Annotated in this window: 12 protein-coding genes; 5 read left to right on the top strand and 7 right to left on the bottom strand. The window is 55.5% G+C overall.

Annotated elements, in window-relative coordinates:
* Nucleotides 1-81: 81 nt before the first annotated feature.
* The 4 genes from A3850_RS00105 to A3850_RS00090 all read right to left on the bottom strand — a co-directional run bounded on the left by A3850_RS00105 (nucleotide 82) and on the right by A3850_RS00090 (nucleotide 2,886).
* Entirely contained in the window at nucleotides 82-876 is a 795-nt protein-coding gene (locus A3850_RS00105; RefSeq protein WP_068212588.1) for an undecaprenyl-diphosphate phosphatase, read from the bottom strand.
* A gap of 2 nt (nucleotides 877-878) precedes the next feature.
* Nucleotides 879-1,220, bottom strand: a complete 342-nt coding sequence (locus tag A3850_RS00100) for a DUF3098 domain-containing protein (protein ID WP_068212586.1) — start codon at nucleotides 1,218-1,220, stop codon at nucleotides 879-881.
* Between the two features lie 125 nt (nucleotides 1,221-1,345).
* Nucleotides 1,346-2,197 carry an ABC transporter permease gene (locus A3850_RS00095; RefSeq protein WP_068212584.1) on the bottom strand — a complete coding sequence of 284 codons (852 nt, stop codon included), beginning with the start codon at nucleotides 2,195-2,197 and terminating at the stop codon, nucleotides 1,346-1,348.
* 17 nt (nucleotides 2,198-2,214) lie between these two features.
* On the bottom strand, nucleotides 2,215-2,886 hold the full coding sequence (locus A3850_RS00090; protein WP_068212582.1) for a cell division ATP-binding protein FtsE: 672 nt from the start codon (nucleotides 2,884-2,886) through the stop codon (nucleotides 2,215-2,217).
* 133 nt (nucleotides 2,887-3,019) lie between these two features.
* On the opposite strand from A3850_RS00090, the gene A3850_RS00085 reads away from it, so the two are divergent.
* On the top strand, nucleotides 3,020-4,117 hold the full coding sequence (locus A3850_RS00085; RefSeq protein WP_068212579.1) for a PorV/PorQ family protein: 1,098 nt from the start codon (nucleotides 3,020-3,022) through the stop codon (nucleotides 4,115-4,117).
* A 90-nt stretch (nucleotides 4,118-4,207) separates the two neighbouring features.
* Here the strand turns inward: A3850_RS00085 and A3850_RS00080 are convergent, their stop codons facing one another.
* The 3 genes from A3850_RS00080 to A3850_RS00070 all read right to left on the bottom strand — a co-directional run bounded on the left by A3850_RS00080 (nucleotide 4,208) and on the right by A3850_RS00070 (nucleotide 7,955).
* A complete protein-coding gene (locus tag A3850_RS00080) occupies nucleotides 4,208-5,089 on the bottom strand; it encodes a choice-of-anchor V domain-containing protein (protein WP_068212576.1) in 882 nt (293 codons plus the stop codon).
* 39 nt (nucleotides 5,090-5,128) lie between these two features.
* Complete coding sequence (locus A3850_RS00075) at nucleotides 5,129-6,223, bottom strand: choice-of-anchor V domain-containing protein (protein ID WP_068212573.1); 1,095 nt, start codon at nucleotides 6,221-6,223, stop codon at nucleotides 5,129-5,131.
* A gap of 187 nt (nucleotides 6,224-6,410) precedes the next feature.
* The gene (locus tag A3850_RS00070; RefSeq protein ID WP_068212570.1) at nucleotides 6,411-7,955 is read right to left on the bottom strand and encodes a hypothetical protein; all 1,545 of its coding nucleotides are present in this window, start codon (nucleotides 7,953-7,955) and stop codon (nucleotides 6,411-6,413) included.
* A 248-nt stretch (nucleotides 7,956-8,203) separates the two neighbouring features.
* Between A3850_RS00070 and A3850_RS00065 the strand changes: the two genes are divergently transcribed.
* The 4 genes from A3850_RS00065 to A3850_RS00050 all read left to right on the top strand — a co-directional run bounded on the left by A3850_RS00065 (nucleotide 8,204) and on the right by A3850_RS00050 (nucleotide 12,498).
* Entirely contained in the window at nucleotides 8,204-8,542 is a 339-nt protein-coding gene (locus A3850_RS00065) for a P-II family nitrogen regulator (RefSeq protein WP_068212568.1), read from the top strand.
* Between the two features lie 255 nt (nucleotides 8,543-8,797).
* Nucleotides 8,798-10,072, top strand: coding sequence for an ammonium transporter (locus tag A3850_RS00060; RefSeq protein WP_068212566.1), 1,275 nt, complete (start codon nucleotides 8,798-8,800; stop codon nucleotides 10,070-10,072).
* 110 nt (nucleotides 10,073-10,182) lie between these two features.
* The gene (locus A3850_RS00055; protein WP_068212565.1) at nucleotides 10,183-11,358 is read left to right on the top strand and encodes an outer membrane beta-barrel protein; all 1,176 of its coding nucleotides are present in this window, start codon (nucleotides 10,183-10,185) and stop codon (nucleotides 11,356-11,358) included.
* Nucleotides 11,359-11,481: 123 nt separating this feature from the next.
* On the top strand, nucleotides 11,482-12,498 hold the full coding sequence (locus tag A3850_RS00050) for a glutamine synthetase beta-grasp domain-containing protein (RefSeq protein ID WP_068212562.1): 1,017 nt from the start codon (nucleotides 11,482-11,484) through the stop codon (nucleotides 12,496-12,498).
* The last annotated feature ends 570 nt before the right edge of the window (nucleotides 12,499-13,068 follow it).

Below are 13,068 nucleotides of genomic sequence, written 5' to 3'. Positions count from 1 at the left end.
TAGTAGAGTACCAAAAGCAAAGCGGCGAGTACCCATTGGGAGCTCGCCGCTTTGCTTTTATCAACAAATTTGGTTGGGCAGTTACCGGATGAGGAGTACCGCAAACACCAACGCGGCTACCCCGAAACAATAGTACGCGAACCACTTGAGTTCCGCTTTTTTGACGAGTTTGATCATCCAGACGCAGGCGGCGATGCCGGTGAAGAAAGCCGCTACGAAACCGATGCCGAGAGCAGTGATGTTGACCGTGCCGGCATATTCTCCGTCCAGCAGGTCCTTGGCCATCTTTCCCAAGATCAAGGGAACAACCATCAGAAAGCTAAACCGAGCGGATTTGGAACGGTCTACTCCCAAAAGCACGCTAGTAGAGATGGTTGCGCCCGATCGGCTAATACCCGGGAGGATAGCGATGGCTTGCGCAATGCCAATGATGGCGGCATCGGACCAGCCGACGGACTTCTCCGTATCCTTCGCCCGGTCCGCCAGGAAAAGGAGAACACCAGTGAGCAGGAGCATCCCCGCAACGAGGGCAATTTGCCGATTGAACAGCGCCTCCAGGGCTTCGTCGAACAGCACCCCAACGATGGCGGCGGGGATCATACTGAGGATGATGAGCAGGGCGTACTTGGTACCCTCATTCCACTTGAATTGGAATAGGTCCCGTAGAATGTCGAGGATGTCCTTTCTGAAGACGACCACCGTTGCCAGCGCGGTCGCCGCGTGGAGGGTGACGGTCATCAGCATGCTCTCGGCGGCGAGGCTATCGTCGCCCATGATCCACTTGGCCAGTTCCAGGTGCCCACTGCTGCTAACGGGTAGAAATTCCGTCAAGCCCTGTACAATGCCCAGGACGAGGGCGCGCAAAAGTTCTTCCAACGTTACTTCTTAAGAATAGCGTAGATCGTCACTCCAAGACCAGCGAGAATGATGGCGGGGGCAAGGGTGGTCTTTACCGGGCTGTAGATGTCGTTAATGTCGAATTCACTGAAGTTATCCCCCCGGCTGCCGGCCATCAGGATCAGACCGAGGACGACGAGGCCAAACCCGATGCCCATCCACTTGTAGGTTTCTGGGCCAAAGGTGAGGGCACGGGCTGGTTGGGCTACCGTACGCTTGGGCTCCTCAAATTTAACTTTGGGGACGGCCACTTTCGGGGAGGCAATGCGCGTGGATTCAGCGGCGATCTTGACCTTTTTATCTTTCTTTCTTCCTTTAGCCATGGTAGGGGGGCGGTTTAGGTAGGCAATGATAAGGAGCAGTAGCGGGGAGCCGGGTTACTTTAGGTTAAAGTAGGTGCTCACGCTCCAATGATGCCACGTTACTGAGGCAACCTCAATGAGTCGAGTCAGTACAATTCATCAATCGGGAGGCGAAGGTAACGCCGTACGCCGACATAATAACTAAGGAAACTGATGAGCATCCCCAACGCTACCAGCGCCGCAGCGACGATGGCGATGGGTTCTACGTTACGTGTCAAGCCTAATTCCGGAAGTAAGCCGTCAATTCCAAACCAGGTAGCGACGAGTCCACCGGCGGCGAGCAGGCCAGCGACTGCCCCCTGCCACAATCCACGCCAGAGGTAAGGCCGGCTGATGAAGCCCCAACTCGCCCCCACTAATTCCTGCGTTTTGATGAGTAAGCGGTTCGCGGAGAGACTCAGCCGTACAGTATTGTGAATCAGCAGGGCAGTGATCAGGAGAAATAGGACCGCCAGTGCGAGTAAACCCAGGGTAACCTTCCGCGCATTATCTGCCAACTCCTCCGCCAAGCCGGAAGGGTAGTGCACGGCCAAAACACCAGGAAGGAGTTGTACTTCTGCGACGATAGCGCGGAGGCTGTCCTCCTGCAAGTACTCCAAAGGAACGGTGAAGGCGACAATGTCCAGCAAGGGGTTATTGATACCCAAATCACCGAGGTCTTTAGCCAGTTCTGGGTCCAATTCACGAATGCCCACATCTTTAGACTCAAAGCGGGGAGGGCTTTCGAGGCTGGCGTAGGGTGCCGTCGTTAAGGAGGTCAGCAGCCCTTTGAGTTGGAACTCCTGGTAGTCGGGCTCCAACTCCACCACCATTTGCATCTGTTGGCGCAAGCGCTGCGTTAGGTCGTGCGCTTGCCAGGCCCAGAAGGCCACGATTCCCAGCAGGAAAAGGGAGAGGCCCAGGCTCAGGGTAACGTAGATCTTGTTTGGTGCGTGCACGGTGGTGTCGAGAGAGTTTAGTCGTTAATAACCTTGCCGTCAACACAGTGGAGTGTCCGGGCCTGGTAGCTTTCCCGCAAGCGATCGTCGTGAGTAGCAAAAAGGATGGCCGTGGATTGCTGGCGGGCCAGCTCGCGCATCAGATTAAGCATTTCCAGGCTGGTCTCGGGGTCGAGGTTGCCGGTGATCTCATCGGCGATGATCAGTTTGGGTTGGTTCAGTAGAGCCCGGGCAACGGCGATCCGCTGCTGTTCCCCGCCGCTTAAAGTAAAGGGTCGCTGCCCACCCACTGCGGGGAGACCGACGGCGTGGAGTACTTCGGCAATGCGGGAGTCCCGTTCCTTTTGCTTGCGCATCCCGGTGGCCCGGAGGACAAAGTGGAGATTGTCGTCGACCGTCCGGTCCGTCAAGAGGTTGAGATCCTGAAAGATGATGCCCAACTGTCGGCGTAGTTTGGGGAGCTGGCGCCGCTTCAGCTTGCGAAGGTCAGTGCCGGCCACCGTACCCTCCCCACCTTTAAGTGGCAGGGCCCCGTACAGGGTTTTGAGTAGGCTGGATTTACCCGCCCCGGTCTTACCAACGAGGTAAACGAATTCTCCCGGTGCCATTTCCAGGTTGACGTCACCCAGCACTTCCCGGTCACCCTGGTGGATGCTGGCTTGGCGGAGTTGAACGGCAGGGGTGGACATGGAGGGGTAAAGTGTAGTGGCAACGACGGAGCAGCAGCTTTCGCCAACGTTTCCGAAGCTAAAGGTATCACATATCCTACGGGCGCACACCGATTCCTCGCGCTACGTCGTTGCTTCCTTTTACCTTTGTCCTATGTCCCCCAAACCACACCGGCACCTACTCGCCCTGATCTGCATTTTTGCGCTGACGGCTACCGCAACCGCCCAGAAGTACAGTAACGAATTCCTGACGATTGGCGTCGGCGCCCGCGCTCACGGCATGGGAACGGCCGTTGTAGCCAGCCAGCAAGATGTCTACGCAACCGCCTGGAACCCCGCAGGGCTGGCGGGGATTGATCCGGATGCGGGCCTCGAGATCGGGGCCATGCACGCCGAATGGTTCGGTGGCGTAGGGAACTACGATTACCTGGGTTTCACCTTGCCATTAGCCAGTGGCAACCAACGGCTGGGGCTAAGCCTCATCCGCTTTGGGATCGATAACATCCCAAACACCCTCTCCCTCTACGAGGCGGACGGCACCATCAACTTTGATAACATCACGGAGTTTTCGGCTGCGGACTACGCTTTCCTGGGCACCTACGCACGCACCTTCCCCAAGGCTGCGGGCGATCTACGAGTCGGCGGTAACGTAAAGGTCATCCATCGCACTATTGGGGAATTTGCTACCAGCTGGGGGTTCGGGCTCGACCTCGGCGCGCAGCTCGACCGGGGTAACTGGACCTTCGCCTTGCTGGGAAAGGACATTACCTCCACCTTCAACACCTGGTCCCTCAACTTCACCGAAGAGGAAAGAACCACCCTCACCGCAACGGGTAACGACATCGTGATTGAAAGCGTGGAGACGACCAACCCTACCTTCATCCTCGCGGCCGCCCGGAAGTTCAATATCACGAAGGATATAAACCTAACCGCCGAACTCGACCTCATCGCGACCACCGACGGAGAACGGAATACCCTCATCGCTGAGGACCCCATCAGCCTGGACCCCGCCTTCGGCTTGGAGGCAGATTACGGCGACTTCATCTTCATCCGCGCCGGTGTATCCCAACTGCAAAGAATCCAGGATTTTGATTTGGAAGAGCGCATCAACTCCCGCCCGTCACTCGGCCTTGGTCTCAAGGTTGGCCAGCTCAACGTGGATTACGCCTATACCGATTTGGGGGAGGACGACGGACGCAGCACCTTTAGCCACATCGTTTCCCTACGTTTGGGATTAAAACCACGCCAATAGTATTTGATGTTGCCCGCCAACGAAATGACAAAGCCGCCCCTTCTACGGAAGAGGCGGCTTTCTTGGTTAAGTACCAGTTAAACTATCGGATCACTCTACCACCAAGCGTTGCACGAAGGCATCCGCTCCACTTTGAAGAGATACCACGTAAACACCCGGCACGAGTGAAGCAACGTTGAGATTCAGCGTTTGGCTACCCGTAGCCAGGTATTGGTCGCTGCGGGTTAGGATGCGGCCAGCAAGGTCCGTCACTTGCAGTTGGTAGTCTCCGCTCCGCAGCACGTCCACCCGCAGGGTAGCAGCCTGGCCCGGCCGTAGTGGATTTGGGAATAGGGCGCCGGATAAACGTACGAGATTATTTACCCCGGAAGGTTGCCCTTCCGCCAAAGCGGTAATCAGAGGGCTGGAACTTCCATTATCGCCACCCATTCCCTGCGCGCGGTTGACGAGGTTGCCGACAGAGTAGATGTCCACTGCACCGGTGCCCGCGTCGGGGGCCGTCCAGCTAAAGACGAAGCTACTATCGTTCGAAATTTGGCTCTGCTCCGCGTAACGGCGGCCGGATCCGTTGGGTCCGTTGCTGATTCTAACCGGTCCTGACGCCGTCAGAGTTCCGGCGGTGGTGGGGTTCGCCCCACTCGTCAGGATCTGTGTCTGAAAGCCGTAACCAGCCGGAGCGTCGCTCATGTATCCGACGGCTAACTTCACCTGGTATTCTTTTCCTGGTTCGTAGGCGGTCAGTGCGGCAAAATCATCGCTACCGGCATCGGCAAATAGCAGTTCCAGGCTGGGTTCGCCGAAGCTACCCGAGCGGTGGCAGGTGCTACAGGTGCCTTCCGTTCCACCGGCGGCGCTGGGTGCTCCGGTGTAATAGTTGCCGGCGGATGCCGCCCCGCGGGAGTTTCCGAGAAAAGTCACGCAGGCCAATAGGCCACCGGCCAGGAGCAGATAGGTGTAAATATTCTTATTCATATTGTGGTATCGCTAGGTGAGTGAATAGGGAAATCTTCCTTACCGCTTGATGAAGCGTTGTACGGAAGGGTTGCCCGCCAATTCTACGGAAAGGTAATACACGCCGGGGGCAAGGTCCCGCACGTCGATGGCCTCCACAGTACTTACGGCTCGGATGACCTTACCGTCAGCGGAAATAATTCGCCCCTGTCCGGATAAGGTTGCTCGTTGCGGTACCTTGATGAAGTCCTGCGTAGGATTGGGGTATATACTGATGCCTCCTTCCTCCAAAAGAAGACTCCGTACCGGGCTGTAGGCATAAGTTCCGTCCAGGTCTTCCATTTTTAGGCGGTAGGTATTTTCGCCAACTGGTGCGGCCACGTCGGAAAAGGAATAATGCTCCGCACCGTTGCCGTCCACGCGGGCAATGGTTGTCCACTCCAATCCGGTGTTCCTTTCTACGGAGTAGTGGGAGAAGGCTTCTTCGTTCTCGGCTTCCCAGCGTAGGGTAGGGGTGCCTTTTTCGGCCGTTGCGGTGAAGGACACGAGGTCGACGGGTAGGGATCGGTCCTCCGAAAGGGTTACGATTGTGGGCGCGGTGGATGGACTGTCGCCACTGGTTCCGAAGTTGGAATTAACGGCATTACCGACGGTGTACATCGTCACCTCGCCAGTTCCCGCTTCGGGTGCTACCCATTCGAAGGAGAAGGAGCCCGTGGCGCTGCGGGCACTTTGTTCGGCGTAGTCTCTGCCGCGCGCGGCAGAGATTCTGGTCCCGTTCGTCGGATTCTGCAGCGTGCCCGCCGGTGGGCGAATCATGGTGCCATCGTCAGCCAGGAAGAGAGACTGAAATCCGTAAGCGGCCGGTGAGTTAAGTGCGGAGATGTCAACGGTTACGAAGTAAGTCTCACCGGGCTTGTACGCTGCTACATTATCTCCTCCATCAGTTTCGGAGATCAAGACGGCTACGCCCGGTTCGCCAAAATTGCCCCCTCCGTGGCATTGGGTACACAGGCTTTCCGTACCTCCACCCGAACTGGGCGCGCCGGTGTAACCACGTCCATTACCAGCGGCGGCACCACCGGAACTTGCGGAGAATAAAATAGTGAGGAGGAGCCCGGCCATCACGGCCAGTATCGGTAGTAGTCGTTTCATGATGTTGGTTTAAAGTACCGCAGTGCAATGCGGTCGAAGTAGTTTACAAATTCATGACTAAGGTAGGTCCTTTCCCGTTAAGCAGGTATTTGCACCCCGGTAGTTGTCCTGTCCGTCAGCTGCCAATTACTGCAATTCCAATGGCTGGGCACCCGCGGCAGCGCCACCTTGAACTGCTTCGTCCAAGCTACTTGAAGGAACTGGGCGCTGCCGCAGGTGCGGTGAAATGGGTGTAGCCGGCTAACCAATGGGTAACGTCAAGATACATCAGTGCCTTGGCCTCAAATGGGTCGCTCTTCAGCCGGTCGACTTCCTGGGACAGGCGTAAATACTGGGGCCCGCGCTCCGCAACCGGAAGACTGATGAGCCGCTGCAACGTAAGGACGGTAGCGCGGTGGACCTCCGCCGCCTCCCGACTCTTGCGTAAGAGCCGACTGAGGCTGGTGAGGTGGTAGGCGACCAGCGAATGGTGACCCAACTCATAATTGCAGAGCGCGTGGAGGAGCCGCGTGTTGATCATCAGATCCTGCCGGTGGATGCCCGTCTTCATGTTAATGACCTCGTTTAAATCATCGATGGCATCATCGTATTTACCGAGTAGGAACGCCGCTGCGGCGGATTTGTACAGGAAGAGCCCCCAACGGTGGCGGGCCGGTTTGAAGGCCCCACTGGCGTAGTCTTCCGCGATGCGCCGGCTGAAATCGTAGGCCGCGGCGTAGTCTTTCAGCAGGAATAATTCATTGTACCGGCTGAGTTTGCGGTACACGGCCCCGATGCGGCGGGAGTTTTCGTTGAAGCGGATCTTCTCATCGTCCATGAAAGCCCCCAGCCGAGATCGGTAACGCCGCATGGTTTTTGGTTCCTCGTTGAGGTAGGCGAACACCGTGACGTAGTAGAGGCAGCGCACGTACAGGTCGGGGTCCTTCACCGTCATCTGCCGGCTGATGGTGAAGAGGGTAGAGGCGTTCTCGGCGGCTTGCTGGCTCTCGGCAAAGTTCAACTCGATGTAGTGGTACCACATCGCCGCCTGGAAGCGGTTGATCTTCTGGTGGAAGGTACTCGTGACGGTCTCACGGTCAATCCGCACCGTTTGGATCTCGGACCAGAACCGGTCGTTTTCCTCCCGCTCTTCTTCGGACCGAACGTGCCCCCGTTCGATGTACCGGCCGTGAACCTGGATATTCATGTTGAGCAACTCGCTCGTATTGAGGATGGAGTAACTCTTCATGGCGGACTCGTTCAGCAACAGGTCCATCTTGTTGACGATCTGACGGCTAAGCGTAACGTGGCGGGCTTCGATCAGCTTCTGAAATTCTACGATCTCGAGGTGGAGTAAATCCTGATTGTGGTCGATGGCCCGGTGCTTGGCCCGCTCGAGGACGCGTAGAGCGTCGAGGTACAGTCCCTTACCGTAGAGGATGCGGCTGAAGTCGATCTGTTCCCGTAGTTCAATGTCCACCTCCTTGGTGATGTGGATCAAACGGAGGCTGGTGAGCACTTCCTGGTAAAGGTGGCGCTTGAGGTTGGAGTAGCCGGCCGCGCTCAGTTGTAGCTTCTCCCGGATGGCGCCATCATCCTCGCTCGCTGCCCGATCCATGGCCTTGAACAAGGAGACGAATTTCCGTTCCGAAGCCGCCCCCAGGCGGTTTGCGTAGAGCTTGAAGTTCCGTTTCTCGGACTTGTTCAGGCTTTTAATGAGCCGCCAAAGTTGATCTTTAATCTGCTTGGGCATGCGCGATTAATAATTTGTAAGAAATTGATTAACAATGGTTTGTGGAAAAAGTAGCCATTGTGATCATAACAAAAGTACAAACACCTTAGCTAAACTGGGTCCAAATCCTTGTTCACTTTTGTGATCAACAAAGCGGGGGTGACGACACTCGCTGAGCAGCCCTCCAGATAGCACCGCCCAATTTTTAGTTCTTAACCCTTCCGAGCTGATTAACCACCAACCTTCGGAGCAATAAGTAGCCACTTCGCATGAAGAAAATTGAAGCTATTATTCGCCTTTCCCGTTTTGAGTCCGTACGGGACGCCCTTGCGGCCATCGACGTCAACTTCTTTACCCTGACGGAGGTAAAAGGCTTCGGCCTCCAACGCGGCGAGCAACTCACCTACCGCGGTAGTGTGTACGACGCCGACTACATCGCCCGCCTCCAACTGGATATCCTCGCCCCCGCGGCCAAGGTCAACGACATTGTTGGTGCCATCCAGGCGGCCGGCAAGACCGGTAAAGTAGGCGACGGCAAGATCATCATTTACGACGTGGAAGGCATCGTCCGCATTCGTACCGGAGAGCGGGACGAGAGCGCCATTTAAAGCAGGCTACTCGAGGAATGCCTCCAGCAAATACTACTGCAACTCACCTTTACACTGGTTGATTTAACCGCTCGACCATCACTGGCCTTCAGCACTTCTTTCACTGTTTACCGCTGGGCCACCCTTCAGCCATTCACCACTTTTAGCCAGATTAGTTCAGAAGTCCTATCCCCCCTGCTGATTGGGGGGCCTGGGACGATTCTTTCACTACACTTCTACTTGGGAGGGCGATCTCCCATAAACCTCAATTCTGCTATGGAAGCTTTTTTCATTAATAACCTGTGGATACTCGTAGCGACTTGCTTCGTATTCATCATGCACCTCGGCTTTGCGTGTCTGGAAGCCGGTTTCGTGCAAAAGAAAAATGTGGTCAATATTCTCTTCAAGAACTGCATGATCCTTTCCATCGGTCTGCTGACTTACTACCTGGTAGGTTACAACCTGATGTACCCCGGGGACGGCTGGTTGATCGGTGACATCCTCGGCGGCTTCAGCCCCATGGACTGGGATGCCGGAGCTTCTGCCGACTACGCCGCCCAGCAAGTACAGGCGGATGCCGGTGACGCAATGGCTATGACCGGTTATACCGACTTTATCTTCCAGGGTATGTTCGCCGCTACGTGTGCCACGATTGTATCCGGTGCCGTTGCCGAACGGATCAAACTCGTTCCTTTCCTCCTTTTTGCTACCATCTTCGTAGCGATCTGTTACCCCATCACGGGTAGTTGGAAGTGGGGCGCTGGCTGGTTGGATGCCATGGGCTTCTACGACTTTGCTGGATCTACGGTCGTACACGCTGCCGGTGGCTTTGCCGCTTTGGCCGCCATCATTCTGTTGGGTGCACGTAAGGGTAAGTACAAAAGCGACGGCCGGATTACGGCTATCCCCGGCCATTCCATGCCACTCGCTACCATCGGTGTTTTCCTCCTGTGGTTCGGTTGGTACGGCTTTAACGGCGGTTCCGTACTGAGCGCTGACCCTAACGGTGTTTCCCTCGTATTCGTAACCACTTCCCTGGCCGCTGCTGCCGGTGGTATCGCTGCCTTCTTTACGGCGTACATCATGTTCAAGTCTTACGACCTCTCCATGGTGATGAATGGTATCCTCGGTGGCCTTGTTGGTATCACTGCTGGTGCTGACGTAGTGACGGGTTCTTCCGCCATCATTATCGGCCTCATCGCTGGTATCATCATCCCACTGAGCATCGTATTCTTCGACCGTACGCTCAAGTTGGACGACCCCGTAGGTGCCACTTCCGTACATGGTGTGTGTGGTATCTGGGGTACGCTTGCAGTAGGTATTTTCTCTACTAACCCTGAGCACAGTTTCGTAACTCAACTCATCGGTGTTGCCGCCATTGGCGCCTTCTCCTTCGTTGCTGCCTTTGGCATCATGGGTGCACTCAAGGTTACCCTTGGCATTCGCGTGGATGAGGAAGAAGAAATTAAAGGCCTCGACGTAGGCGAGCACGATATGCACGCTTACACGGACGGTAAGAAAGACGGTGTATTCCAACTTACCGAAGGCTAAACCAACTCGTTGACTCAGGCTGGGAGACTAGTGACGAGCTAGCCACCCAGCCTGAGGACAACGACCTATTATATACTCCCATTTCCCCTCAGAACTTCAGAAGACTAACAATGAAACTTTTTACTACACTCACTCTTGCGGCCGGAACGCTTTTCTGCACGCCGCTCTTCGCCCAGGTTACGGGCCCTCAATCAACTGACCCACTACCCACGGATCCTCCCACCGAAGAGGTGGAGAAGACCGAGGAAGAGCCCAGCTTTAGTCTTACCGGTTACGTGGATGCTTACTACAGCTCCAGCCTGATCAATAGCGCGGGTGCTAATGAGGATGCCCTGTTGCTGCCCACTTCGTTTTCCAGCGCCACTAACACTTTCGGTATCGGTAACGTCAATCTGCTCGCAGAAAAGACAATGGGCGACGTCAGCTTTGTCGGCCAACTGGGCTTCGGTCCCCGTGCCGTAGAAGCTAATGGTGACAGCAACTTCGGTGGCGCCCTGACCGGCAATTTTGCCAGCACCGTCCAGCAGTTGTACGTTGCTTACTCACCATCTGATGCCGTGACGATCACCCTCGGTAACTTCGGTACCTTCATCGGTTATGAGGTAATCGATGTGCCCGGTAACGCCAACTACACCATGTCCTACCTCTTTAGCAACGGTCCCTTCTACCACACCGGTGTGAAGGCTGACTTCGCCATCGCGGAAGGATTCGGCGCAATGGTTGGTGTCTTCAACGACACGGACTCCAAACTCGACGTAGTTGGGGGTAAGCACTACGGTGCACAGCTCAGCTTTGAGTCTGGCGGTTTTGCCGGTTACCTCAGCGCGCTTGCCGGTAAGGAATCTGAAGGCAGCACCGACGAAGACGACGATGACACCAATGAATTTCAAATCGACCTTACGGCAACTTACGAAGTAAGCGAATCCTTCATGCTCGGTGTTAACGCTAGCAACTACAGCTCTTCCGTAGACGGCGACGCAGACGGTAACGGTTTCTTCGGTACCGCCCTTTACGCTACTTACACCGCCAAGGAAAACCTGGCTTTCAGCCTCCGTGGTGAGTACTTCGGTGCTACTGCCGCAGAAGGCGATGATACTGACCAACCCAGCGTGATTGCCCTGACGGCTAACAGCGCCATCACCATTGGTGATCTGACTATCGTTCCGGAATTCCGTTACGACACGGGTAGCAATGGGTTTGGTTTCAGCAACGTGGGTAACCAACCCATTGATGCGGATGACACCAGCGCCCTCTACTTTGTCGTAGGTGCTTTCTACTCTTTCTAATTAACAACACTGGCCTGCCGCAGGCTTTCTTGCTCGGCTAGGTGGGCTCTCCCCACTTCCCCGGCACCTGCGGCAGCGCCACTTTTTAATAATCTGATTTAACCAATCAAAACAACTTTTTCCATGGCTACTAAGCATAAGCTACAGTACGTATGGCTTGACGGTAACAAGCCCATGCAGTCTCTGCGCTGCAAAACGCAGATCATCGCTGACTTCAGCGGTAAACTCGAGGACTGCCCCATGTGGTCCTTCGACGGTTCCTCTACCCAGCAAGCGGAAGGTGGCAGCTCTGACTGTCTTCTTAAGCCGGTTGCTATCATCAAAGACCCCCAGCGTAAGAATGGCTTCATCGTAATGACCGAAGTTCTGAACGCTGATGGCACTCCACACGAATCCAACGGCCGTGCTACGATCGACGATGAGGACCAGGACTTCTGGTTCGGCTTCGAGCAGGAGTACTTCCTGTGGGACCCAGAAACGAACAAGCCCCTCGGCTTCCCCGCTGACGGCTCCGACCCCGCTCCCCAGGGACAGTACTACTGTTCCGTAGGCGCCAACAATGCATTCGGTCGCGAGATCGTGGAGGAACACCTCGACGCCTGCCTCGACGCCGGTTTGACGGTTGAAGGTATTAACTGCGAGGTGGCTCCCGGACAGTGGGAATTTCAAACGTTCGCGAAGGGTGCTAAAGAAGCCGGTGACCAGATCTGGTTGGGCCGCTTCCTCCTCGAGCGCGTAGCCGAGCAGTACGGTATCGCCATCAACTACGAGTGTAAGCCGGTTGCAGGCGACTGGAACGGTTCCGGCATGCACGCCAACTTCTCTAACTCTTTCCTCCGCAACAGCGGTAAGAAGGAAGACTACGAGAAGGTGTGTGAAGCTTTCCGCCCCGTTACGAAGGAACATATCGAGGTCTACGGCCACGATAACCACCTCCGCCTTACCGGTCTCCACGAAACGCAGAGCATCCACGAGTTCAGCTACGGTATCTCCGACCGTGGTGCCTCCATCCGGATCCCCATCGCTACGGTTGACCGTGGCTGGAAGGGCTGGTTGGAAGATCGCCGCCCGAACTCTGCTGCGGACCCCTACAAGGTAGCTGCACGGATCGTAAAGACCGTAAAGCCCGCTTCCGTCTAAAATCTCATAGGAATGTTGATCCCTTCTTGCTCCGCATCTCAAGAATCTCAAGAAGGTTAAATCAGCTCAGGCTTTCTACGGAAAGCTTTGATTTTCGCCCGGTCTGCCGTTTAGGTGGGCCGGGCTTTTTTGTGGGCAATGAGACCTTATATATAGGACGCCGGACTTTAGAAGCTAGAAGATAGATTTTAGAGCGCTACCACTCGCCACTCGCCACTTGAAACTCGCTACTCGAAACTCGCTACTCGAAACTCGCTACTCGAAACTCGCCACTTGAAACTCGCCACTCAATAAGCCGCTGCCGCAGGTGCCAGGGGAGGGGAGAAGGGGCAAGGAAAGGATTAACACCCGCGGAACGGGCAGATCTTAAACTGCAAATGGGTCGTCTTCAATGACTTAGAAAATGAGGCGAAAAAAACATCAAATCAAAGCTTGGAATAGCTTGCACAGGTGAAAGCGAGCTACGTATCTTTGCAGCCCGCAAGGGAGGAACGCCTCCCGGATTTGCAATGAAATGAGCCCAATTATCCACGACAGCCTAGCTGCCGTTGACTTGGGAAAAGAATTTAG

The organism is Lewinella sp. 4G2 (assembly GCF_001625015.1).
Lineage (GTDB): Bacteria > Bacteroidota > Bacteroidia > Chitinophagales > Saprospiraceae > Neolewinella.
This window is presented reverse-complemented; position numbering and strand designations above follow the sequence as displayed.